We start from the raw sequence: 23961 nt of genomic DNA on the forward strand, positions 1-23961 counted from the left end.
GCTATCTGCTATTTGCCATCCTATTCATTTTTTAGTCTTTTGCTTAAGCTAATTATTTGCCGTTTTATTACTTTAATTTCTCCCTGTAAAGTTTGACTAACAATCTTATCCATCAAGCCTAAATCGCAGCATAAAATCAAAAAATACTCGAGTTCATTTGCAGATCCTAAACTCATTTGTAAAAAACGACTAAACTCCTTATCGGAGTCTCTTCCGCAGCCCTCTACAATATTTGCCGGAATAGAATAGGCCGCTCTTTGCATCTGAGAAACTAGCCCATATTTCTCAGAAGACGGCAACCGGCTCGTTTCTTCATAAATTTTAAGCGTCAGCGCATGGCTTAAGGTCCATATGTCGTACTTCTTAAAATCTCTCATATTTTAGTATTTTCTTTTAGCTTATGGCTATCTGCCATTTGCTATCTGCCATCCGCTGCCAGCATTCCCCTCAAACTATCCCTCCAATGGGGGACCTTTACTCCAAAAGTAGCTTTAATTTTCGATTTATCTAATAGCGAAAACCGAGGGCGTTTTGCCGGAGTAGGATAGGCTGACGTCGGTATAGGGTCGATTTCGCAGGCAAAGCCTTTCAGATCGCGGATCGCAACGGCAAAGTCGTACCACGACAGCTCGCCCTCGTTCGAATAGTGATAAATCCCTCCGATCCATTCTGGCGCTCCGATGATCTCGACAATAGCCTGCGCGAGATCGCTGGCCGAGGTGGGGGAGCCGATCTGATCGTTCACCACGGCAATCTTATCCCGCTCCTGCATCAGGCGAACCATCGTCTTTACGAAATTCGCGCCATAACGGGAATAGACCCATGCTGTACGGATAATAATGCTGTCGGGGGCCCACTTTTGGATCGCCTGCTCGCCGAGCAACTTGGTACGGCCGTAGACGCTGACCGGTCCGACCGGATCATCTTCGCGTAGCGCTTCCTGTGACTCGCCATCGAATACGTAGTCTGTCGACAGGGCGATGAGCTTCGTCCCGTGCTGGCGGCAGTATTGTGCTATCTCTTCGGAAGCCAGATGGTTTACGCGGTCGGCCAATTCCGGCTCCTGCTCGGCTTTGTCGACAGCCGTATACGCTGCGGCATGTATGATGAGGTCCGGTTCATACATACCCAATATATCCTGTATCAGTAGGGTCTGATCAAGAGGCAATTGTTTGCGGTCAAGGAAATAGCATTCTTTATCGGAACGCTGCAGAAGTATATCCTTCAGCTCCGAGCCAAGCTGTCCATTTGCGCCGGTTACGAGTATCCGCTGTTTTGCTGTCATGTTGTATTTTTTGAATGAAAGTTAGACGAGTGAAATGAGTTAGATTACTCTAACGGATTTAACTTTCTCTAGCTACTCTAACGCCTAATAAACACCTCCGTAAACGAGGGCGCTTCTTTGTCTTTGTCGGATAGCAGCAATTGTTCTGCCGGCAACCGCCAGTCTATCGACAATTTGCCGTCGAGTGGATAAACGCCGCACTCGGCGTCTCTGTTATAAAAATTATCACACTTGTAAAAGAATGTAGCCGTTTCACTAAGCACGACAAACCCGTGGAGGAACCCTCGCGGCACAAACAGTTGTAGGTTATTTTCGTCCGAAAGCTCAACAGCTACATGTTCGCCAAAGGTTGACGAGCCGGGCCGGACGTCAACCGAGACGTCGATAACGCGTCCCTGCAATACGCGTACAAGTTTCGCCTGGGCATGTTCGCCCCGTTGGGCATGCAGCCCCCGAAGTACGCCGCGGGTGGAAAACGATTGGTTATCCTGCACGAAATGCGTTTGCGTACCGGTCAGCTCGTTGAATGTCCGCTCGTTGAAGCTCTCAAAGAAATAACCACGACTATCGCCGTACTTCGTAGGTTCCAAAATATAACAGCCCTGTAGCTTGGTTTCTGTGATTTTCATCTTTTCGTTGATATGGTTTAGATTAGTTCATAAGGTTGATAAGGTGATAAGGTTATAGAGGTCGTTCCTCAACTCTATTAACTTTATTAACTACTTAACTTTATTAACCTTATCAACTTTTACTATTTCGTTGATATGGTTTAGATAGTTCATAAGGTTGATAAGGTGATAAGGTTATAGAGGTCGTTCCTCAACTCTATTAACTTTATTAACTACTTAACTTTATTAACCTTATCAACTTTTACTATACTGCTTTTCGTAATACCGCTGATAATCGCCAGACGTTACATGGTCCAGCCATTCCTGATTATTTAGGTACCAGTCTATCGTGCGGGACAGCCCTTCTTCAAACGTAACTGAGGGTTTATAGCCCAGCTCTCTGTTTATCTTCGTCGCGTCGATAGCGTAACGAAGATCGCGCCCCGGCCGATCTTTAACAAACGTGATAAGCTTCTCCGACGTGCCCGCGGGGCGACCCAATTTGTCGTCCATCTGACGGCAAAGCTCTTTAACGAGATCGATATTTTTCCATTCGTTGAAGCCGCCAATGTTATACGATTCCCCGGTGTTGCCCCGATGGAAAACCAGATCGATCGCGCGGGCGTGGTCAATAACGAACAGCCAGTCTCTCGTGAACCTGCCATCTCCATATATGGGAAGGGGCCTATTATGAAGGATGTTATGGATACAAAGTGGAATCAGCTTCTCCGGGAAATGGTTCGGACCATAATTGTTGGAGCAGTTGGTTATCACGACAGGCAGATCATAGGTATCGTGGTACGCGCGCACAAAATGGTCAGAGGAAGCTTTAGACGCAGAATACGGAGAGTGGGGGTCGTAGGGTGTTTCTTCTGTAAACAGCCCCGCCTCGCCAAGCGTTCCGTATACTTCGTCGGTCGATACATGATGAAAACGCTTTCCTTCCGAGTTGTCTTTCCAGGTTTCTTTTGCCGCATTTAGCAGGTTCACCGTACCGATGACGTTGGTCATTACGAATGCCAGCGGGTCGGCGATAGAACGGTCGACATGAGACTCGGCCGCCAGATGGATCACGCCATCCGGTTTGAACGCTTCGAAAATCCTGGAAACAAGCTGTGCGTCCCGGATATCCGCCTTTACAAACGTGTAGTTCGGCCTGTCCTCCACATCGCGCAAGTTCTCCAGGTTGCCTGCGTACGTCAAAGCATCTATGTTTATAATCTGGTATTCGGGATATTTATTCACAAACTCCCGCACAACGTGGGAGCCGATAAATCCCGCACCTCCTGTTATAATGATTTTTTTTATCATCTTGTTTGTTTGTTGATAGGGTTGATAGGGTTTAGTCTCGTTCATAAGGTTAATACGGTGATAAGGTTTATAGAGGTCATTCCTCAACTTTATCAACCTTGTTAACTTTTCAAAGATTTTATCAAACCAGAGAGCATGCTTTTGATATAGCTCATTTTAATTTGAAATGCGTGCAATTCCTCCATAAACCCTAAGCGATAAGCTAACTCTAATTGTGTTTCTAGCTCACTGGCGGAACCTAAAGCGATATAAAGAAAACGAATAAACTCCGCTCGACTTTGTCGCCCAGCACCTTCAGCAATATTCGAGGGTATCGAAAGTGCAGCTCGTTTTATTTGACTAGTCAATCCATACATTTCCTCTTCGGAAAAGAGCTCAGGGCCTCGTAAACAGAAACAACCAAGTCCATCGACTCCTCCCAGACTTTTAACTCCTTGTGACTTCCCATATAACTCCTAAACTTCTTACTCTTGTTTCAACCTCCTCAACTTTATTAACTCCTCAACCCTATCAACCTTATTAACTTTTATTAACCTTATTAACTCCTCAACTTTATCAACCTTATTAACTTTTATTAACCTTATTAACTCCTCAACTCTATCAACCTTATTAACTTTTATTAACCTTATTAACTCCTAAACTTCAACCAACTACTCTCCGATCGCATAATATTGATAGCCCAGCGCCTCGAGTTCAGCGCGGCCGAGCAGCTTCCGCCCGTCGAAAACAAAAGCCGGCCGCTTCATCCGTTGCTTTATTTCCCGCCAGTCGTACGACTTAAACTCATCCCACTCCGTCAGAATCGCTACAGCATGTGCATCGTTTAACGCCGACAAGGGGTCGCTGGCCACACTCACTAAACGACGGTTGTCCGCCGGGCTGCGGGTCCCCAATGCATCCAGATCACGGTATATCTGTTCGGCAGGCACCTTTGGATCATATACGACAATGTGCGCTTCTTCTTCCAATAGATGATCGGCAACATAAATCGCGGCCGACTCCCGGCTGTCGTTCGTATCTTTTTTAAAGGCCCATCCTAAAAACGCGATATGTTTACCATTTACCGTATTGTACATGGTTCGAATGATGCGTTCGGCAAAACGTGTCTTCTGATGATCGTTTAAAATGATAACCTGCTCCCAATAGTCGGCTACGGTGTGCAGGTTGTATGAACGTGCTATATAAACAAGATTTAGAATGTCTTTTTGAAAACATGATCCGCCAAATCCGACGGATGCCTTCAGGAACTTTGGACCGATACGGCTATCCTGGCCCACTGCCTTAGCAACCTCGTCTACGTTTGCTCCCGTAACTTCGCATAGCTCAGAAATGGAATTGATAGAAGATACCCGCTGAGCCAAAAAAGCGTTGGCAACAAGCTTGGAAAGTTCGGATGACCAAAGATTGGTTGTCAAAATCCGTTCTTTGGGCACCCATGACGCATAGACGTCAACCAAAGCTTGTATAGCGGCAGCATCCTCCCCCCCAATGAGAACCCTGTCGGGGTGATGGAGGTCGTTAATAGCAGTACCTTCGGCCAAAAACTCAGGATTAGAAAGAATACAGAAATTAACACCGTTTCCCGTATTGTCCAGAATGCTTTTTAAAGCTTGCGCTGTGCGGACGGGCAGAGTTGACTTTTCAACGACAATTTTATCCGATTTCGCTACCGCTGCAATCTGTCGTGCGCAAAGCTCGATAAATTTCAGATCGGCAGCCTGACCCTTTCCCTTTCCATACGCCTTCGTCGGTGTGTTGACCGAAATAAAAATCATATCGGCTTCGTCAATGGCCCGGTCTACATCTGTGGAGAAGAACAGGTTACGTCCACGCGCCTCTCCTACCACAGCGTCCAAACCCGGCTCGTAGATGGGAAGCTTAGATAAATCGTCGTCGTTCCAAGCTTCGATACGGGCCTCGTTCATGTCGACCACCGTGACTTGGATATGCGGATTCTTTTGCGCTATGACCGACATCGTCGGCCCTCCGACATAACCCGCACCGATACATGCTATTTTTTTGATCATTTTAATTGTTTTTTGATAGGGTTGATAGGGTTTAGTCTCGTTCATAAGGTTAATACGGTGATAAGGTTTATAGAGGTCATTCCTCAACTTTATCAACCTTATTAACTCCTCAACTTTATTAACTCCTCATCAAACCAACCCCGAGTTTTCCTTCTCTAGCTGTTCGTAGATGTGTTTGACATCCTGTGCGAAGGCCTTGTCCATGATGAGCAGGGCATCGTCGGTATTCACAACCACACAATTTCTTACCCCAAGGAACACCGTATGTTTTGTTTCACCGATGACCATATTCCCGTGTTCGTCCCGTGGATGACCTTTGGCAACCAGATAGTCGTAAAGCGAGTCAAAGGACCCCATATCAGACCACTGGAAGAAGGAGGGCACAACCTTAATACTGTCGCTACGCTCCATAATCGCGTAGTCTACGCTCTTCGACGGAATCTTACGCGATAGCTCGACGTCTAACACCCCGTCTTCTGCAGCGTCGAAAGCGGTCTTTGCAGCATTATATACTTTAGGATCAAACCGTTCCAATTCATGAAGGTAAGTAGACGCTTTAAAACAGAATATACCGGAGTTCCACAGGAAGTTTCCACTTTTTAAAAAATCTTTGGCTGTTTCAACGTTCGGCTTTTCGCGGAAAGACAGCACGTCATTGCCTTCCGATTCAATATACCCGTACCCTGTCTCTGGCCGCGTTGGATTGATTCCGAACGTCACGAGGTAGCCTTCTTTCGCAAACTCAATACCACGCTTAACCGCCTGGAGGTATTGTTCTTCGCCTTCGATAAGATGGTCAGAGGGTGTCACAATAAGAATATCGTCAGGATTTGCGGCGAACGCTGCAAAAGCGATAGCTGCTGCTGTATTACGGGGCACAGCTTCGACAATAATATCGTGCGATACGGGCGCAAGGTCATCCTTTGCCAGATCTATATTTTGAACGGATCCCACCAGCATGACGTGCTGGCAAACTTTCTGGTTCCGCTCAATTGTTAATGCAAAAAGTGATTTGTTGTTAAATATAGGCAGATATTGCTTTGGCTTTGATTTCCGGGATAAGGGCCATAACCTGGACCCTACGCCTCCCGAGAGGATAACATTGATCGTTCTTTCCATAAATATTAGCTTGCTTGTTGTTCTTCGTGGGGGAAATGCCGCTCAATCAACGTCTCCGTAATCTGATCGCGCATCAGGTAAAGCTGTGCGCTTGCTTTGGCGTCCGACAACGGGTCATGATGATTCAGTTCGATTCCCATAATATGACAGCAGATGCTCAATTTTGTTTTTTTAAACCCCTTAGACCTGTAAATCTTACTGGTACAGTCCCAAAACGGAGACAGTCCTAGCCCGTTGTAGTCTAGCCCGTAAAATTTCATGGTTTTCATTAATACCTCCCGGTCGAATTTCTCATTGTGGGCAACCATATGCGCTCCCTGCAGAAATGCCTCGATATGGGGAAAGAGTTCTAAAAAAGTGGGCGCATTTAACGTGTCTTTTGCTTTTATGCCGTGTACACGCGTCGTCTGCCACATGTATTCGTTTTTGGGAGGACGAACCAAACTATGGAATTGGTCAACCACTTCGCCATCCGCTACCTTTACAATACCCACAGCACACACGCTGGTATAGGCGGCGGTAGCCAGTTCGAAATCTATTGCTGTAAAGGTCATACTCATCTTTCTACAAAGATAACCGTAAAAGTTTAGAAAGTTATAAAGTTGCAGATGTAAAGCCGTTAATTTGTAAAGTCGTGAAGTGAAAGGCGAATGGCTGATGGCAGATAGCAGATAGCAAATGGCAGATGGCAGATGGCTATAAGCCGTAAAGTCGTCGAGTTGCTGATTCGTACAGATGTAACTCCATTTAACTTTTCTCACTTCTTCATACTAACTAGTCCTTCCATTGTCTATCCTTCGACGATGTCAGGCTGAGCACTTCGGCAGGCTCAGTACAGGCTTTATCGAAGCCCTCGTACGACGACTGATAGCAGATAGCAGATAGCAAATGGCAGATAGCTAATGGCTATAAGCCGTAAAGTCGTCGAGTTGCTGATTCGTAAAGATGTAACTCCATTTAACTTTTCTCACTTCTCATTTCTAACTTCTCACTTCTCATTTCTAACTTCTCACTTCTCACTTCTCACTTCTCACTTCTCACATCTAACTATTTTATCTAAGTTTGTATATGGCAACACCAATACCTTTAGCTGAGCGTATGCGCCCGAAAAGCATAAGTGCATACATCGGACAGCAACATATTATCGGCGAGGGAGCGGTACTTCGCAACGCTATAGAGCAAGGCAACATCCCGTCCATGATCTTTTGGGGACCGCCGGGCGTCGGAAAAACCAGTTTAGCGCTCCTCATCGCGAACGAGCTAAAAAGGCCTTTTTTTTCGCTGAGCGCGATTCAGTCGGGCGTTAAAGACATCCGCGAAGTTATCGACAAGGCCGAGAAGCTCCGTAATTTTAATCAGGAACAGCCGATTCTGTTTATCGATGAGATACATCGGTTCTCGAAGTCGCAGCAGGACTCACTCCTCGGAGCTGTGGAACGTGGGCTGGTAACGCTGATCGGCGCAACGACAGAGAATCCCTCGTTCGAAGTAATTTCGGCGCTGCTTTCCCGCTGCCAGGTATATGTTCTGGAACATCTTTCGGAACAGGATCTGCGGGCCATTCTGGATCAGGCGCGGGAATACGACAGCTACTTACGGGAACACCCGGTGGAAATCGAGGAATACGAGGCGCTGTTCCGTCTGTCGGGAGGCGACGGACGCAAGTTGCTGAACGTCTTTGAACTCGTCGTTCAGGCAGCACAGGCGCAAAAGACGAAGATAACCAACGAATTTGTCCTCAAGCAGGTACAGCAGAACATGGCGCTGTACGATAAAACAGGCGAGCAACATTATGACATCATATCGGCATTTATCAAGTCTATCCGCGGGAGCGATCCTAACGCAGCGGTGTATTGGCTGGCACGCATGATTGAAGGGGGAGAGGATCCCTCGTTCATCGCCCGTCGCCTGCTTATCCTCGCGTCAGAAGATATTGGCAATGCCAATCCAAACGCACTGCTGCTGGCAAACAATTGCTTTCAGGCCGTCAACGTAATTGGATGGCCCGAATCCCGGATTATCCTGTCACAAACTGTTACCTATCTGGCCTCTTCGGCCAAAAGTAATGCTTCCTACGAGGCGATCAATAAGGCGCAGGCCCTTGTTCGGAAAAGTGGCGACCTTCCCGTGCCGCTACACCTGCGGAATGCGCCTACCAAGCTAATGAAACAGCTGGACTACGGAGCAGAATACAAATATGCCCATGCCTACCCAGGGAACTTTGTTCAACAGGAGTTCTTCCCCGACAAATTGAGCGGCACGCTCCTTTATGACCCAGGGAACAACGCTGCTGAAGCCAAATTGCGGGAGTCTCTTAAGAGCAAGTGGAAAGATAAATATGGCTATTAATCCGGGCCGTAATCGGAAGCTAGGGATAGAAATTGGGTAGAACAGGCAATGAGTTGCTGCATCTCACTTATGTAACCTTCGCACTGCCCGTAGAGTTAGCGAAGCCGTCTCTACGGGGCAGCCCATAAACAGGAGTCTGAGACTCCCTTTTATCGTAAGATCCTTACCCACGCTCCGCTTCACACCAAGGATAGTGTGACCTCGCAGAGGCGCTATGTTATACCGTATACGTGTTGTACTGGATACGACCCCGTCGGGGCCGGACTATCGCTGACATATATGTCTACAAGTCGGATAATAACCGGATTCAGGTTTCTTAATCTCGTGAATCAAGTGCACGACTAAAATCCGTTAACAAAAAGAGCGCCATTGCTTCGTACTTCGCAATGACGCTCTTTTCGTTGTCAGCTGATAACCTTATCTAACTGCTTTGATGTAATCCGCCATCACATTTAAGCTTTCGTCAAGAACAAAGTCAAACTCGGTTTTTGGCTGCGGCTCTCCTTCTTTCCACAGTGGAAGGCCGCGAAGCTCAAGCCCTTTATTGATACGCGCTCTGTTTCTCGCCCTGGTCTTATCGCGTTCTTTCTGGAGCTCCACCTGGTTAAGGCTGATCTCCTGTATAGAGTCTAGCTTCTGGAACTCCTCAATATCTTCCAATAGGTATTGATATTCCGGCGATTTCTTCATCCGCTCCTGATGTATGTCGTTCAGCTTCTTGTTTACCGAAGTCAGATCGGCTACACGCGTAAAGGTCGAAGGCTTGATCTGATCCCACGGTAGGGCCGAAGGCTCCGAGCTCTCACCGAACTTTTCCGCCGTATACTGTGTCGGGAAAACAATGTCCGGCGTCACACCCTTATGTTGCGTACTGCTACCTGTTACGCGATAGAATTTCCCCATCGTAATATTGATCTGTCCGAACTCCGGCGCACCGTTCGGCGTATCCGGATCCTTATCTTCTCCCTTTGCCTTTAACAGCAGCTTATTCGTCGCACTTATAAACCGGGACATATCAATAGCCGACTGTACTGTACCTTTACCATACGACTGGGAGCCCAATACGATGCCACGGCCGTAGTCTTGGATAGCACCTGCAAAAATCTCAGACGCCGAAGCCGAGAAACGGTTGATCAATACGCCGAACGGACCGTCCCACGCCACTCCCGGATCCTCATCACTGTCGATCTCCACGCGGTTACGTACATCCCTGACTTGCACAACAGGCCCCTTATCAATAAACAGGCCTGTCAGCTCAATCGCTTCCTGCAGCGAACCTCCCCCGTTGTTCCTAAGGTCTAAAACCACCGCATCCACCTTCTCCTGGCGAAGCGTATCTAAAATCAGACGTACATCGCGGGTGGTGCTCTTATAGTTAGGGTCGCGCTTGCGGAATGCCTCAAAGTCGATATAGAACTTAGGCAGCTTGATCAATCCTATTTTGTACAGCTTGCCGTCCTCACCCTTTACCTGCTTAATTTCTTTCTGTGCAGATTCTTCAGCAACAACAATTTTTTCGCGCTTCAAGGACACGATCTTCGGCTGTGCCGTCAGTTCCTGCCCTGCGGGTATGATCTTCAGACGCACAACAGTACCTTTCGGCCCTTTGATCTTCGCTACCGCCGCATCTAACCGCCAGCCTATGATATCCTCGAACTCGCCGTCTCCCTGCGCGACACCAATGATACGATCGTCCACGCGCAGGCTCTTATCTTTGAAAGCCGGGCCTCCGGCAATGATCTCTTTAATCGTCACCATCTCGTTTTCCATCTGCAGGCGGGCTCCGATCCCTTCAAACGTGTTCGACATCCCTTCGTTAAATGCCTGTGCAAAAGACGGATTATAGTACGTGGTGTGCGGATCCACAGCGTCCGTAAGGGAGGTCATAATCAACTGAAAGGCATCATTCGAGTTGGTTTTTTTGGCCTGCGAAATGATGTTCTCATAGCGCTTCCTTAACGTTTCTTTGTGCTTGTTTGTATCTACCGAATCTTTATCTGTACTGGTAAGCCGTAAATTCAGTAAATCATATTTTACACGCTTACGCCACTGATCTTTGAGTTCGTCGGCCGTCGTGAAATAAGGTAGCTTCTCCCGAAAGGCAATGTAGTTTTCGTTCACATTAAAATCATGCGGAGCATCGATCTGGCTGAGCGCATATTCCATTGCTTCCAGATAGCGTTTCGAGTACACATTAAACATATAGAACGGAGCGGATAGATCTCCTTTCCGGAAATCCTGGCTAATCGTATTCTGAAACCGCTTAAAATCCTCTATGTCCGATTGAAGCAGGTAATTTCGCCCTTGATCCATCGATTTAAGCAAATTGTCAAAAACAATCCGCGACAACGAATCCGTCATGGGCACCTTTTTATAACTATAATTTTCCAATAGGTTTGCGACCTCTGAAGCAATCACTTCGTGCTGCGCCGAAGGCCGGAGTTCCAACATCCCTTCATCCAAGTTCACACGGGGCTTTGATCCGCAAGCTACAATAGAAAACAAGGCGAGACCAAATACAAGATTTTTAAACATATAAGACAGTGTATTTAAATTCATTTACTATATCAACTCTAACGTTTCAGCCGACTTTTGGTTCGGCTAAAAATACTGAAAACACGGCACAAAATAGCAACGCGCGAAAAATAATACGATCAAACCTGGTAAAATCCGTGCATGCTCCGGAGAGCTGTGTGCCGGCCACGTGGACTGATACGGCCAATCTGGCGACGGTAAGACCGCTGATGATTCATTTTCAACGGCATTCATGAGCTCACTGCGCTGGGTTGCTGCGTCGTACCTCCTCGCAATGACCCATTTTCAGGCGCTTTCAGGTTTGTCTTGTATTTCGGCGCATCATATAACTCTCCAAAGGCATTCGTGGACGCTACGTGATTTATTTCACTCTCGAAAGCTGTCGAACGCTTACTTTTCTAGCGGAAATTACCATCCTAAAATATTTCGCCTCAAGATAATCAAACTTACATAAAATGCTTCGCTTCGCGAAAGCCTCTCCAACAAAAGTCTACTACGTAATTCATTTTTTACGCACGGCGTATTGCATGGTACATTAAACGGACCTGTATCATTTTCTGCTACCATCGCCACATATATTATAGCGGAAATATGCATCGATTATTGTGCCAAGGCGAAGTAGCACAAGTAATCCAATCACGTCAACCCCCGTCGACGGCCTGTTACACGGCTCTCAGCAGGCCTGTTAAGGATTGTTAAATTTTGCAGGAGGCCCGGGCTTCTCCTCAATCTATTACGGTAGAAACGGCACGACTGCTGGAAACCGCCTTCTCCACGAGGTTCGGTTATATTGGATATAAGCCCGAATTTGTCTAAGTTTGATAAAATGGCGGACATTTATATGCGATTCAATAAAAACACGGGATATTACATTTTATTCTCTGTGGGCTTTCTGTTGCTCACAACCACGGCCCGCGCGCAACAAAAAGATGAGGTGCTCGATCCGGCCGGCTATGTTACGAAATATGATCCCGACTTCCGCGGAGTGGGGCCTGAGGTATATGTACTACCTGCACCACGTACACGGGAAGAACTGCTCGTCGATTCCTACAAGGAAAAAGCTTCCTTCGAGGACAGCATCTATAAAGCGTTGGACTTTAAACAGCTCGTCGACGAATTTAGGCCGACCAGCAACCTGTCCAACATCCAATACCTATTGTCGCCTGAGCCACAGAGCCCGCTGGACTGGAACAACCTGGTTGAGCGCGAAATCGAAAAGGGCAATTACAACAGCGCCTACGGGCTGCTGCATGCCTATGCAGAACGTTCCTTAAAAAAGGGCGCCGTACATCAGGCTCTTGGACTGCTGCAGGGCGCACTCCAGCACGCGCAGAAAACGCCTAACATTGGAGATATGGCGGTTATCCAGTTTAATCTGGCCAACGTGTACCTGTTTGACAAAAATATTGAACAGGCGGGCTTCTTTCAGGAAGCTTACTACAAAACGGCTATCCGTCAGGAAAATATCATCGATCAGGCCCATTCATTGACCAAGATAGCGCTCATTCAGGCATACGATAAAGACTATCGCTCGGCGGAAAACAATATTATACGTAAAGCCATTCCACTGCTGAATAAGGCAAAGGCATACGACCGCAAGGTCCTGGCCTGGCAAACACTGGCCAAAGTCTACCAGCTACAGAACAAACATACCGAAGCGCAGTGGTTCCTGATTCAGGCGCGGGATCTTGCCAGAAGCAAAAGCCTTCACAATGCGCTGGCCGAAATAGAATATATGTTGGCCAGCTCCAAGTTCGTTCAGAAAAACTATAAGGTGGCTCAAAAAGAGTTCCTCTCGGCTGATGAACTCGCTAAAAATGAAGATAATAAACTGTTACAGCTCGCTATTGCCGATAAGCTGGGCACTATTTACCTATCACAGAACGACTATAATAAGGCTGAAGATACGTTGGAAGAATACCAACGGCTACGGGAAGAGTTGTTTAAGGAATAAATGGCTGATAGCTAATGGCAGATGGCAAATGGCTAATGGCTGATGGCAAATGGCAGATGGCAGATGGCAAATGGCTGATGGCAGATGGCAGATGGCTAATGGCTGATGGCAGATGGCTGATGGCAGATGGCTGATGGCTAATGGCAAATGGCAGATGGCAAATGGCAGATGGCTGATGGCTAATGGCTGATGGCTAATGGCTGATGGCAGATGGCTGATGGCTAATGGCTAATGGCTGATAGCTATAAGCTGTCAAGTTGTTGAGTTGCTGATTCGTAAAGCTAAGCTGAGCTAAGACCTAAGACCTAACACCTAATTTCTAACTCCTAATTTCTGACTTCTAACTTCTCACTTCTAACTTCTCACTTCTAACTTCTAAAATGTAAAGTCGTGAAGTGAAAGGCGAATGGCTGATGGCTAATGGCTATTAGCCGTAAAGTCGTTGAGTTGCTGATTCGTAAAGCTAAGCTGAGCTAAGACCTAACACCTAATTTCTAACTCCTAATTTCTGACTTCTCACTTCTCATCAGCAACAACATACCCGAGCATATAGTCCTGAAACTTCTCGTAGTACACCTGAAAAAACTGTGTCTTCCGTTCTTTTCGAAGCAGCAGCGTCATAATTCCTTGCGGCTTGTACTGGAATGGTAGGATGGTCATATCTTCCAAAAATGAAACACCCTTGTTGCCCTGAAGCTTGTACACCGCCTCTTTCGCGCACCAGCAGGCATACAGCTGCTCTATGTTATTATCCTGGATAAAGGCCAGCTCTTTTGGCTTTAGAAATTTCTCTTTGACGCGCAACACTTTGTCCTTCACGATCTCTAAATCGATCCCGCATTCCCCTTGCGTACTCATTAACACGCCGGCATAGTCAAATGAGTGGGTTAGTGATATCTTATACGGGTAGTCCGGAAGAAAGGGCTTTCCGTTATCATCAGACGGGCACGCGATATAGTCTTCTGTTTTCAGGAGGTACCGAAGTAGAACACGGGTGGCCAGCCAGTGTAAGGTTCGCTTGCCTTTCCCGAGGCTCTCGAGCCTCGCTTTCTCCCGCTCATCCAGCTGCAGCCTGGACAACAGCTCATCAGCAGTTTCCTCAATCCGCCATATAGCCAGCTTCGTCTCGCTATTTAACTCCCGTAGATATACTAAGCCCATATTATTTCATGCTGATGTTGATCCATTTTGTGTTAGCCATTAGTACATGACAAACTGTACTTACAGATAGCCGTTAAATGTAGCGAAGTTATATGGAAAATACAAGGGACCCTTCGACAGGCTCAGGGTGACAACCTCTTTGTCAGGCGGAGCACTTCGGCAGGCTCAGTACAGGCTTGGCGAAGCCCCACATTCGATAAAGGCTGTACAGACTCTTCGACGGGCTCAGGGTGACACCCCCCATGTCGGGCCGAACCTGCCGAATGTCAGGCTGAGCTCATTGAATGTCAGGCTGAGCGTAGTCGAAGCCCCCATGTCGGGCCGAACCTGCCGAATGTCAGGCGGAGCACTTCGGCAGGCTCAATACAAGCTCTTGAATGTCAGGCTGAGCTTATTGAATGTCAGGCTGAGCGTAGTCGAAGCCCCCATGTCGGGCGGAGGGGTGCGGACAGGTAAACAAAAACTTGCTGAAATAGAAGCAATAATGTATTTTTGAACTCCTTTTTTCGGCGTCCGGAAATCAAGGATTGAGTAAAAAAATCATGATATTATCAGATAAAAGAATTTTAGAGGAAATTGAAAAGGGGACTATCGTTATAGAGCCTTTTGACAGGAAGTGTCTGGGTACGAACTCCTACGACGTGCATCTGGGAAAATATCTGGCGACGTACAAAGATACCGTGCTGGATGCGAAGAAACACAATGAGATCGAGCACTTTGAAATTCCGGAAGAAGGATATGTTCTTCAACCGGGGACACTTTACCTTGGGGTGACCCTGGAGTACACCGAGTCGCACGGCCATGTTCCCTTTCTGGAAGGCAAATCGAGCACCGGCCGTCTGGGCATCGATATACATGCCACGGCGGGAAAAGGCGACGTCGGTTTTTGCAACACCTGGACGCTCGAAATCTCGGTTGCCCAACCGGTGCGGGTTTATATGGGCATGCCGATCGGCCAGCTTATCTATTTTGTGGTGGAAGGCGAGATCGAAACCATGTACAATAGCAAAGGAAATGCAAAATACAATAACAAGACGATCCGTCCGGTGGAAAGTATGATGTGGAAAAACAAGTTCTAATAGACTTTATATCCCATGCCGGTCAGCAGACAAACATGGGATATAAAGTTCCGGTCGTGGCTATTCGGGCCAATTAACCTCCAAACTCCATCAGGTAAGCTTTCAGGAACTCATCAAGATCACCATCTAATACAGCCTGCGTATTCGAGGTTTCTGTATTGGTACGCAGATCCTTCACGAGTTTATAGGGATGCAATACATAGTTTCGGATCTGTGACCCCCATTCAATCTTCTTCTTGGATCCTTCGATGGCTGCGGTCGCTTCCTGCCGCTTCCGCATCTCAATCTCATACAATTGAGATTTCAACAGGCGGAGCGCATTTTCTTTATTCTGCAACTGCGATCGGGACTCCTGGTTCTTAATAATGATCCCCGTCGGTTTATGATGTAGCCTTACGGCGGTCTCGACCTTGTTCACATTCTGTCCGCCCGCACCTCCGGAACGGAACGTGTCCCATTCGATTTCGGAATCCTTTACGTCAATCTCTATATTATCATCAACAAGCGGATACACATACACCGAGGCAAAAGACGTGTGTCTTTTTGCATTCGAATCGAACGGCGATATCCTTACTAAACGATGAACCCCGTTTTCGCCCTTAAGATATCCGTAAGCGAAGTTACCGGAGAACTGCAGGGTCACGGACTTGATACCTGCTACATCGCCTTCCTGATAATCCTGCTCCGTAACCTTACAGCCATGCTTCTCGCCCCACATGATGTACATACGCATCAGCATCGATGCCCAGTCACAGGACTCTGTTCCACCGGCGCCGGCAGTAATCTGCAGAATGGCGTCCAGCTGATCCTCTTCTGCGCTAAGCATATTCTTAAATTCGAGCTCTTCTACCTGCGCCAACGCTTCGCTATATTGGTCGTTGGCATCCTGTTCGCCCGCATCGCCCGACTGGAAGAACTCGTACATGATTGCCGCGTCTTCTACTGCCGTGGAGACCTTATCGTAATGTTCTGTCCACACCTTTAGGTTCTTGATCTCGTGCAGCACCTTCTCGGCGGCTTTCGGATCGTCCCAGAAATCGGGCGCCAGCGTAATGGCGGTCTTTGCTTCTACCTCTGCTTTTTTGGCATCGATGTCAAAGATGCCTCCTCAGGGACGTTACGCGGTCCCTCAAGTCTTGAATTTGTTCTTTTGTCATGCTCAAAAGTAAGGAAATTTTAGTTAGTTGTCAGTAGTTCGCGTTCGGTATACCAAAGACTATCCACCAAACAAAACCAGCAGTAAATCCGGATAAACCCCCAGTACGATTGTCAGCACGGCGGCTACCCCTAGAACAACCTTATAGTTTATGGGAGCAGGCATCATGGTTGTGTGCCCCGCGTGTGCTCCTTCGGCATTCTTAAAATACATACATACCACCACGTGAAGGTAATAATATACCGCAACAGCTGCATTGATAGCGGCTAATACCAAAAGCGTCACGTTGTAGCTGCCCATAACGTTATTGAACATCATAAACTTACCGATAAAGCCGGCGGTCAGCGGAATCCCGGCCAGAGAAAGCATCGCTATCGTGAGCGCAAAAGCAAGCCACGGGGCGCGTTTCGCCAACCCGTTAAACGACTCAAACTGATCGGAGCCCGACATCCGCTTAACAAGAATAAGCGCTGCAAAAGCAATTACCGAAGCCAGCGCGTACGCTGTTGCATATACAAATATACTAGGAACAGAGTTTTCGCCGATAACGACAATAGCGAACAACATATATCCGGCATGAGATATACTGGAATAGGCCATCATACGTTTAAAGCTCGACTGCAGCAGCGCCGACGCATTCCCGACGAAGAGTGTAATGATCACGATGGTCAGCAGGACAGGCGTCCAGAAGGCGTCCAACGGAACCAGCGCGGTGCTGAATAGACGCAAAAAGCCAACAAAAGAGGCTATTTTAACCACGGTACTCATGAAACTCGTAATAAGGATAGGTGCCCCGTCATAGACGTCCGGCGTCCAGAAGTGGAACGGCGCAACCCCGACCTTAAAACACAGGCCGCACAGCATCAAGAGCACACCCCCATAGAACAATGGTGAAACAGTTTCCGCGGAAGTTACATAATTGCGCAGCGCCCCAAGGTCGAACGTTCCCGAAGCTCCATACATCAATGTGATGCCAAACAGCAGAAATCCGGTCGAAAAGGCTCCCATAAGAAAATACTTTAACGCCGCTTCGTTCGACGCGAAATCGCTTTTTCGGATACCCACCAAAATATACAGTGCCACAGACATAATCTCTATCCCCACGAACAGCATCGCGAAGTTGTGGTAAGCATTAACAAGCAACGCGCCCGTCAGGGAAAATATGATCAGGCAGTAGTATTCGGCGATATGTTCGCTAATATTCCGAAAGTACTCCTTAGACAGCAGTAGAATAAGAGCCGTCACGACGATACACAAAGCAGAAAAAGATAAAGCATAACGGTCGAAGACAACCATACCGTTATACAGCGGGGCGGCGTCTGTATTCCAGGCCGACAAGGTAAAGCCCAACGCTACCAACAACCCTACAAGGGCAACAGGAAGCAAGGCTTTGTTCATTTTAAACAGTCCTAAATACAACAATAAAATGCCTAGAATACATAAAGTAATTATCGCTCCCATAATGTCTAAAATCGCAATTTAAAATTTTATCTGGTTTAATAAATTTGTTACGGACGCCTCCGACAGGTGCAAAACCGCCATTGGCCAAACGCCCAGGAATAGGGTGAAAAACACGATGACTGCCAGTACCGCAACTTCATGTCCGCGGATATCAGCGACGATGTACCGCTCCTGGGAAGGGCCCAACATAGCCTTCTGGTAAAACCGCAGCATGTATACAGCGCCGAGGATCAATGTCAGACCGCCGACCGCTGCGTACCATAGGTTATAGTCAAAGAGACCCTTCAGCAGTAAAAATTCGCCGATAAAACCGTTGGTCAACGGCAAACCTACTGCGCCCATAAGAATGATCAGAAACATTGCCGCCAATCTCGGCATGCGGTGCGCCAGGCCACCCAGGTCGGAAAGATTGCGGCTACCGGTCCGTTCCTGGAGGATATCAATGATAAAAAACAGTCCCACGACACTTAGTCCATGGTTCACCATCTGTATGATGGCCCCTTGCAGTCCCTCCTCATGCCATGAAATCACACCTGCCGATATCAGGCCGACATGGGCAATGGACGAGTAGGCCACCAGCCTCTTTGCGTCCTGCTGCTTAAACGCTATCACGGAAGCATACACAATGCCGATGACACAGAGCACCATGATGACGTTGCTGTACGCCAAAACGCCGAATGGCGCGATAGGCAATAGCCACCGGATAAGCCCATAGACACCCATCTTCAACATAATTCCGGCCAGCAGCATGGTTCCTGCTGCAGGAGCATGTGTATACGTGTCGGGCTGCCATGTGTGAAACGGGAAGATCGGGATCTTGATTGCGAACGCCAGAAAGAATGCCCAAAATATCCAGCGCTGGGTCGATTCAGGCAGCTGCAGAGCCACTAGGGTGTCCCACTCCAAGCTTCGCGTATCGCCTTGATTATATAAGAAAACCAGCGCTACCAACATCAACAGACTACCGAAGAACGTGTAGATGAAAAATTTCAGGTTGATGCGGATGCGATCGCCGCCGCCCCATAGGGCGCAGATAAAATAGATAGGAATCAGTGCCGCTTCCCATCCTACATAGAACGTGAAGCCATCCAGCGCCATGAACACCAGCAACAGGCCCGCCTGCATAAACGAAACCAGCGCAAAGAAATTCCCTTTATAACTTTTACCAAACGAACTTAATACAATGAGCGGCACCAGACCATTGGTAAGCAGCACCAGTGGAAGGCTTATCCCGTCGATACCGATGTGAAACTGTATACCGAGGGAGGCTATCCATGTCCACCCCTGCTCAAACTGGACACTGGCATCGGGCGTAAACGCGCAGAGAAACGGAACAGACAGCCCAATCTCGAGTAGCGACGCCGCCAGTGCAAGCCACTTTGCTATTCCGGCGTTCTTGACGAAGCATAATACAATAGCTGAAACAATAGGTACTAAAAGTAATATAAACAGGTTATTCATTGAAAATCAAATTCAAAAGTTAAAAGTCAAAATCAACACCATCGTTATTATCAACTTCGTCAAATGCTCACCATACCATAAATCAGAATCGCTATGATACTGATCACCATCATGATAATATAAAAGCCTACGTGTCCGCTCTGCAGTTGTCGGATACCCTTACCCGTACCGGCAAAAAAGTCGCCGACACCATTTACAAACCCATCAATCCCCAGCTGGTCTATATATTTATATAGAAATAGGGACAGTCCCTTTAACGGACGGACGACCACCGCGTCATAGAACTCGTCTACATAAAGTTTGTGGTGGGACAGCTTGTACAAAAAGCCGTGCTGCTGCCCCTCTGCCCCCGGTATGTCTCCTTTTTTTACATATCGATTATAAGCGACTACAGCCATTACGATAGCTCCGAGCGTGGAGATGCCCATTAGGCCGTATTCCACGGTATGGCTCAATGTCAGAGAAGCCACATGTGCTTTACTTCCTTCTAACACCGGTGCCAGGAAACTTTCTAATCCGTGGTGACCACCCAATGCTTCAGGAATATTTATAAATCCGCCTACCATAGACAGCACAGCCAGTACAATGAGCGGCACCGTCATCTGCCAAGGCGACTCATGCACGTGTTTCCATTGGTCGTCCGTTCCTCTGAATGTGCCAAAAAATGTCAGATAAAGCAGACGGAACATATAGAATGCGGTAAACAACGCAGTGACAAAGCCAATTCCCCAGAGTACAGGCTGCTGCTGGAAAGCATGCGCCAGGATTTCGTCTTTCGAGAAGAATCCGGCGAATGGCGGTATTCCGCTGATAGCGATCGTTCCAATGAACATGGTCAAGAAAGTAAGGGGCATCGCTTTTCGCAGCCCGCCCATCAGGCGCATGTCCTGCTCATGGTGCATGGCGTGAATGACCGAGCCGGCCCCGAGGAAAAGAAGCGCCTTAAAGAAAGCGTGGGTCAGCACGTGAAAGAAGGCCCCGGTGAACGCACCGACCCCGAGGCCTAAAAACATGTATCCCAACTGGGAGACCGTAGAATATGCAAGAACTTTTTTTATGTCGTTCTGTGTTAAGGCTATGAAAGCTGCGATGAGGGCCGTCGCGGCGCCGATGAACGCCATGACGTCCATTGTTACCGGAGACAAAGCAAACAGGATATTAGAGCGCACAACCATATAAATTCCCGCTGTCACCATTGTCGCCGCGTGGATCAATGCCGACACAGGCGTCGGGCCGGCCATCGCGTCGGGCAGCCATGTGAAGAGCGGAATCTGAGCCGATTTTCCGGTTGCGGCCACAAAGAGCAGCAACGTAATGGCAACCAGGGCAGATGCTCCCTCCGGCAGCTGCGCGGCCTGCGAAAATACCGCTCCGTACTCTAGGCTGCCGAATGTTTCCAAAATAAGAAACAAGGCTATCAGGAAGCCAAGGTCTCCGATGCGGTTCATAACAAAGGCCTTTTTTGCAGCCGACGCATAAGCCGATTTTTTAAACCAAAAGCCAATCAACAGATATGAACAAAGCCCAACCCCTTCCCAGCCGATAAACATGACTAGATAGTTGGAGCCGAGCACGAGTATCGTCATAAAAAAGATAAACAGATTCAGGTAGGCGAAAAATTTACCGAATCCTGCATCGTGCGCCATATAGCTACACGAATATAGATGGATAAGAAAGCCCACTCCTGTGATGATTAATAACATGACAGCGCTGAGCGGGTCGACCAGGAATGATAAGGCGACCTGTAGCTTTCCTACCGAAAACCAGTCGAAAAGATGCACATGAAAAGAGGATGCTGCATCTGCAGCATGGGCCGCCGCAATATCCAGATAGAGCAGTAGGCTCAGTACGAACGAAGCGAGCACAACGCCGCAGCCTACAAGGGCTGTCATCGCCTTCGGCGCACGGTTCCAGGTTAAACCATTTATTACAAACCCTATAAAAGGTATCAGCGGTATCAGCCAAATTAATTCCGACATGTCGTATTTACTAAAAGGATCTTCGATTTAATTACCAACGTAGCTTACTTAATGATTCAATGTCCACAGATTTTGTGTTTCTATACACCATAATGATGATGGCGAGCCCCACAGCGACCTCTGCCGCAGCCAATGCCATGATGAAGAATACAAAAACCTGACCGCTGGCGTCGCCCCGATAGGCGGAAAACGCAGCCAATAGCAGGTTGACAGCGTTCAGCATCAGCTCGATGGACATCATGATGATGATGACATTCCTCCGGATCAATACACCTGTTACGCCGATAGCGAAAATCAGACTGCAAAAGATGATGTAGTGGTTGAGTGGAATGCCTTGAATGTTTGATACAATATTCTCCATTATGCTTTTCTAACCTCTTTTTTTGCTAATAATACCGCTCCAACCATTGCCGTCAAGAGTAAGATGGACGAAATTTCAAAAGGAAGGAGGAATTCGTTAAACAGGACTTTTCCCAGATTCTTGACCAGTCCGATATCAGCGTTTCCAGCGACCAGTTCGTTGGTGGGCTGGATGACACGAAACGCGCCTAAAAAAGTAGCGATCAGACACATTCCCGCTATAGCTCCAATGATCTTCACTAAGTTCGATTTCATTGGCTCGGTGTCTTCATTCAGATTTAACAGCATCAGGACAAAAAGGAAGAGCACCATGATTGCCCCCATATAAACAATAAAGTTAACGACTGCCAGAAACTGCGCATTTAATAAGATATAGTGAATGGTCAGCGTGAAAAATGTAATCACGAGGTAGAGCACACTATGCACTGGATTCTTCGTGAATATCGTCATCAGCGCAAAGAAAATAGCGAGAAAAGCGACAAAATAAAATATAGACATCCTAGTTCGTTGTTTCTTGTTTTAGGTTTTTAATATCGAATACAGGCTCAACCAGCTTGTCTTTGCCATAAATAAAATCTTTCCGTAAGTATTCTGCCGTTACATGTGGGCCGTCAAGGTAGATGGCCTCCTTCGGGCATGCTTCTTCGCAAAGCCCGCAGAAGATGCAGCGCAGCATATTAATCTCATAAACAGCCGCATACTTCTCCTCGCGGTAAAGGTGTAGCTCGTCTTTGGTGCGCTCGGCGGCCACCATCGTGATCGCCTCTGCCGGACAGGATAAGGCACATAGCCCACAGGCCGTACAGCGTTCTCTTCCTTGCTCATCTCTTTTTAGGGAGTGCTGTCCCCGGAAATTTTTTGAATATGGACGCTGCTCTTCCGGATATTTCACGGTAGGAATCTTCTTAAAGAAGTGACGGATTGTTATCCCCAGTCCCTTGGCTATTGCAGGCAAATACATCCGCTCCCAAAAGGTCATGGGCTTTTGTTCGATAACTTTCTTTCTATTTGATAATGACTGCATAGTTTATATAATTTGTTAGAAAGTCTAAATCTGGCTTCCCAACCTTTTAACTTTCTCAGAAATACGTATCCTTGATAATGGTTATAACGCCTGTAAGCACAATATTCGCGATGGCAAGCGGTATCAGCATCTTCCAGCCCAGGTTCATCAGCTGATCATAGCGGAAACGGGGCAATGTCCAGCGTATCCACATAAAAAAGAAGATAAAACCAAATATCTTGAGGAAGAACACCAACACGCCGATAATCGTGATCCAGTTTTGTGACAGCCCAAGCTCATACATAAACGGAAAGTTGTAGCCTCCAAAATATAAGGCCGCCATCAATGCTGATGATACGAACATGTTGATATACTCCGAAAACATATATAACCCCAGCTTCATGGACGAATACTCGGTGTGGTAGCCGCCCACCAGCTCTGTTTCACACTCGGGCAGGTCAAACGGCACCCGGTTACATTCCGCAAAGGCACATGTCATAAAGATGAGGAAGCCCAACGGCTGTACCCAGATATTCCAGTTCACAAACCCCGATTGCTGCGCCACGATCTCACCCATCGATAATGTGCCCGTCACCATAAGCAGAGCGATAATCGACAGACCCATTCCGATTTCATAGCTGATGCTCTGAGAAGCGGCACGGATCGCGCCCATCAATGAAAACTTGTTGTTTGACGCCCAGCCTCCGATCATTATTCCGTATACACCAAGCGCAACAACCCCAAAGATGTAGAGAACACCGACGTTGATGTCGGCCACCTGCAATACAACCTCGCGCCCTCCGATGGTCAGCGTCTGTCCCCAGGGGATAACGGCCGAGCTTATACATGCCGTGATAATGGCCAACGTTGGCCCCACGACAAACAGCACCTTATGCGCTCCTGCCGGTATAATCTCCTCCTTAAAGAAAAATTTTCCGCCGTCGCACAGCGGTTGTAGGATCCCCCCAATACCTGCCCGATTGGGCCCGTAGCGATCCTGCATAAAGCCCGCCACTTTTCGCTCGGCAAGGGTTGAATACATCGCGATAACCAGGGAAATCGTAAAAACGATCGCCACCAAAATCAATTTCTCCAATATAAAAGCTTCCATAT

21 protein-coding genes are annotated in these 23961 nt (G+C 47.5%); 3 read left to right on the forward strand and 18 right to left on the reverse strand.

The window, feature by feature from the left end; all coding sequences use genetic code 11:
• Positions 1–20: 20 nt before the first annotated feature.
• The 8 genes from BC792_RS09530 to BC792_RS09565 all read right to left on the reverse strand — a co-directional run bounded on the left by BC792_RS09530 (position 21) and on the right by BC792_RS09565 (position 6910).
• Positions 21–377, reverse strand: a complete 357-nt coding sequence (locus tag BC792_RS09530) for a four helix bundle protein (protein WP_148908774.1) — start codon at positions 375–377, stop codon at positions 21–23.
• Between the two features lie 41 nt (positions 378–418).
• On the reverse strand, positions 419–1285 hold the full coding sequence (gene rfbD, locus BC792_RS09535) for a dTDP-4-dehydrorhamnose reductase (RefSeq protein WP_148908775.1): 867 nt from the start codon (positions 1283–1285) through the stop codon (positions 419–421).
• Between the two features lie 77 nt (positions 1286–1362).
• Complete coding sequence (rfbC, locus tag BC792_RS09540; RefSeq protein ID WP_148908776.1) at positions 1363–1914, reverse strand: dTDP-4-dehydrorhamnose 3,5-epimerase; 552 nt, start codon at positions 1912–1914, stop codon at positions 1363–1365.
• Between the two features lie 234 nt (positions 1915–2148).
• A complete protein-coding gene (gene rfbB / locus BC792_RS09545; protein WP_211357518.1) occupies positions 2149–3204 on the reverse strand; it encodes a dTDP-glucose 4,6-dehydratase in 1056 nt (351 codons plus the stop codon).
• Between the two features lie 101 nt (positions 3205–3305).
• On the reverse strand, positions 3306–3560 hold the full coding sequence (locus BC792_RS09550; protein WP_246154960.1) for a four helix bundle protein: 255 nt from the start codon (positions 3558–3560) through the stop codon (positions 3306–3308).
• 294 nt (positions 3561–3854) lie between these two features.
• Positions 3855–5276: a nucleotide sugar dehydrogenase gene (locus tag BC792_RS09555; protein WP_211357515.1), complete on the reverse strand. Its 1422-nt coding sequence runs from the start codon at positions 5274–5276 to the stop codon at positions 3855–3857.
• A gap of 84 nt (positions 5277–5360) precedes the next feature.
• Entirely contained in the window at positions 5361–6350 is a 990-nt protein-coding gene (locus BC792_RS09560) for a mannose-1-phosphate guanylyltransferase (RefSeq protein WP_148908777.1), read from the reverse strand.
• 5 nt (positions 6351–6355) lie between these two features.
• Entirely contained in the window at positions 6356–6910 is a 555-nt protein-coding gene (locus BC792_RS09565) for a 3'-5' exonuclease (RefSeq protein ID WP_148908778.1), read from the reverse strand.
• Between the two features lie 508 nt (positions 6911–7418).
• Here BC792_RS09565 and BC792_RS09570 point away from each other — a divergent pair.
• The gene (locus tag BC792_RS09570) at positions 7419–8699 is read left to right on the forward strand and encodes a replication-associated recombination protein A (protein ID WP_148908779.1); all 1281 of its coding nucleotides are present in this window, start codon (positions 7419–7421) and stop codon (positions 8697–8699) included.
• A gap of 417 nt (positions 8700–9116) precedes the next feature.
• Here the strand turns inward: BC792_RS09570 and BC792_RS09575 are convergent, their stop codons facing one another.
• Entirely contained in the window at positions 9117–11234 is a 2118-nt protein-coding gene (locus tag BC792_RS09575; protein ID WP_148908780.1) for a carboxy terminal-processing peptidase, read from the reverse strand.
• Positions 11235–12075: 841 nt separating this feature from the next.
• Between BC792_RS09575 and BC792_RS09580 the strand changes: the two genes are divergently transcribed.
• On the forward strand, positions 12076–13188 hold the full coding sequence (locus BC792_RS09580; RefSeq protein ID WP_148908781.1) for a tetratricopeptide repeat protein: 1113 nt from the start codon (positions 12076–12078) through the stop codon (positions 13186–13188).
• A gap of 516 nt (positions 13189–13704) precedes the next feature.
• Here BC792_RS09580 and BC792_RS09585 read toward each other — a convergent pair.
• Positions 13705–14349, reverse strand: a complete 645-nt coding sequence (locus tag BC792_RS09585; protein WP_148908782.1) for a 4'-phosphopantetheinyl transferase family protein — start codon at positions 14347–14349, stop codon at positions 13705–13707.
• A gap of 542 nt (positions 14350–14891) precedes the next feature.
• Between BC792_RS09585 and dcd the strand changes: the two genes are divergently transcribed.
• The gene (gene dcd / locus BC792_RS09590) at positions 14892–15428 is read left to right on the forward strand and encodes a dCTP deaminase (protein ID WP_148908783.1); all 537 of its coding nucleotides are present in this window, start codon (positions 14892–14894) and stop codon (positions 15426–15428) included.
• Between the two features lie 73 nt (positions 15429–15501).
• On the opposite strand, the gene prfB is transcribed toward dcd, so the two are convergent.
• The 8 genes from prfB to nuoH all read right to left on the reverse strand — a co-directional run bounded on the left by prfB (position 15502) and on the right by nuoH (position 23959).
• Positions 15502–16585 (reverse strand): peptide chain release factor 2 gene (prfB, locus tag BC792_RS09595; protein WP_148908784.1). Its coding sequence is split into 2 segments (ribosomal slippage): positions 15502–16524 and positions 16526–16585, totalling 1083 coding nucleotides; the frame shifts between segments, so codons are not numbered across the junction.
• Between the two features lie 59 nt (positions 16586–16644).
• On the reverse strand, positions 16645–18045 hold the full coding sequence (locus BC792_RS09600) for an NADH-quinone oxidoreductase subunit N (protein ID WP_148908785.1): 1401 nt from the start codon (positions 18043–18045) through the stop codon (positions 16645–16647).
• An 18-nt stretch (positions 18046–18063) separates the two neighbouring features.
• Positions 18064–19506 (reverse strand): complex I subunit 4 family protein, encoded by a 1443-nt coding sequence (locus BC792_RS09605; protein ID WP_148908786.1) that lies wholly within the window; start codon positions 19504–19506, stop codon positions 18064–18066.
• Between the two features lie 59 nt (positions 19507–19565).
• Entirely contained in the window at positions 19566–21485 is a 1920-nt protein-coding gene (nuoL, locus tag BC792_RS09610; RefSeq protein WP_148908787.1) for an NADH-quinone oxidoreductase subunit L, read from the reverse strand.
• A gap of 31 nt (positions 21486–21516) precedes the next feature.
• On the reverse strand, positions 21517–21846 hold the full coding sequence (gene nuoK / locus BC792_RS09615) for an NADH-quinone oxidoreductase subunit NuoK (RefSeq protein ID WP_148908788.1): 330 nt from the start codon (positions 21844–21846) through the stop codon (positions 21517–21519).
• A complete protein-coding gene (locus BC792_RS09620; protein ID WP_148908789.1) occupies positions 21846–22343 on the reverse strand; it encodes an NADH-quinone oxidoreductase subunit J family protein in 498 nt (165 codons plus the stop codon). The genes nuoK and BC792_RS09620 overlap by 1 nt, the downstream gene beginning before the upstream one ends.
• 1 nt (position 22344) lies before the next feature.
• Positions 22345–22869: a NuoI/complex I 23 kDa subunit family protein gene (locus tag BC792_RS09625; protein WP_148908790.1), complete on the reverse strand. Its 525-nt coding sequence runs from the start codon at positions 22867–22869 to the stop codon at positions 22345–22347.
• A gap of 55 nt (positions 22870–22924) precedes the next feature.
• Positions 22925–23959, reverse strand: coding sequence for an NADH-quinone oxidoreductase subunit NuoH (gene nuoH, locus BC792_RS09630; protein WP_148908791.1), 1035 nt, complete (start codon positions 23957–23959; stop codon positions 22925–22927).
• Positions 23960–23961: the final 2 nt, after the last annotated feature.

The organism is Sphingobacterium allocomposti (genome assembly GCF_008124885.1).
GTDB classification, from domain to species: domain Bacteria; phylum Bacteroidota; class Bacteroidia; order Sphingobacteriales; family Sphingobacteriaceae; genus Sphingobacterium; species Sphingobacterium allocomposti.

What these genes read in the sequence shown, in the direction of transcription:
- BC792_RS09530 (WP_148908774.1), bottom strand. Translation starts at nt 377, where the DNA reads ATGAGAGATTTTAAGAAGTACGACATATGGACCTTAAGCCATGCGCTG.
- rfbD (WP_148908775.1), bottom strand. Translation starts at nt 1,285, where the DNA reads ATGACAGCAAAACAGCGGATACTCGTAACCGGCGCAAATGGACAGCTT.
- rfbC (WP_148908776.1), bottom strand. Translation starts at nt 1,914, where the DNA reads ATGAAAATCACAGAAACCAAGCTACAGGGCTGTTATATTTTGGAACCT.
- rfbB (WP_211357518.1), bottom strand. Translation starts at nt 3,204, where the DNA reads ATGATAAAAAAAATCATTATAACAGGAGGTGCGGGATTTATCGGCTCC.
- BC792_RS09550 (WP_246154960.1), bottom strand. Translation starts at nt 3,560, where the DNA reads ATGTATGGATTGACTAGTCAAATAAAACGAGCTGCACTTTCGATACCC.
- BC792_RS09555 (WP_211357515.1), bottom strand. Translation starts at nt 5,276, where the DNA reads ATGAACGAGACTAAACCCTATCAACCCTATCAAAAAACAATTAAAATG.
- BC792_RS09560 (WP_148908777.1), bottom strand. Translation starts at nt 6,350, where the DNA reads ATGGAAAGAACGATCAATGTTATCCTCTCGGGAGGCGTAGGGTCCAGG.
- BC792_RS09565 (WP_148908778.1), bottom strand. Translation starts at nt 6,910, where the DNA reads ATGAGTATGACCTTTACAGCAATAGATTTCGAACTGGCTACCGCCGCC.
- BC792_RS09570 (WP_148908779.1), top strand. Translation starts at nt 7,419, where the DNA reads ATGGCAACACCAATACCTTTAGCTGAGCGTATGCGCCCGAAAAGCATA.
- BC792_RS09575 (WP_148908780.1), bottom strand. Translation starts at nt 11,234, where the DNA reads ATGTTTAAAAATCTTGTATTTGGTCTCGCCTTGTTTTCTATTGTAGCT.
- BC792_RS09580 (WP_148908781.1), top strand. Translation starts at nt 12,076, where the DNA reads ATGCGATTCAATAAAAACACGGGATATTACATTTTATTCTCTGTGGGC.
- BC792_RS09585 (WP_148908782.1), bottom strand. Translation starts at nt 14,349, where the DNA reads ATGGGCTTAGTATATCTACGGGAGTTAAATAGCGAGACGAAGCTGGCT.
- dcd (WP_148908783.1), top strand. Translation starts at nt 14,892, where the DNA reads ATGATATTATCAGATAAAAGAATTTTAGAGGAAATTGAAAAGGGGACT.
- BC792_RS09600 (WP_148908785.1), bottom strand. Translation starts at nt 18,045, where the DNA reads ATGGGAGCGATAATTACTTTATGTATTCTAGGCATTTTATTGTTGTAT.
- BC792_RS09605 (WP_148908786.1), bottom strand. Translation starts at nt 19,506, where the DNA reads ATGAATAACCTGTTTATATTACTTTTAGTACCTATTGTTTCAGCTATT.
- nuoL (WP_148908787.1), bottom strand. Translation starts at nt 21,485, where the DNA reads ATGTCGGAATTAATTTGGCTGATACCGCTGATACCTTTTATAGGGTTT.
- nuoK (WP_148908788.1), bottom strand. Translation starts at nt 21,846, where the DNA reads ATGGAGAATATTGTATCAAACATTCAAGGCATTCCACTCAACCACTAC.
- BC792_RS09620 (WP_148908789.1), bottom strand. Translation starts at nt 22,343, where the DNA reads ATGTCTATATTTTATTTTGTCGCTTTTCTCGCTATTTTCTTTGCGCTG.
- BC792_RS09625 (WP_148908790.1), bottom strand. Translation starts at nt 22,869, where the DNA reads ATGCAGTCATTATCAAATAGAAAGAAAGTTATCGAACAAAAGCCCATG.
- nuoH (WP_148908791.1), bottom strand. Translation starts at nt 23,959, where the DNA reads ATGGAAGCTTTTATATTGGAGAAATTGATTTTGGTGGCGATCGTTTTT.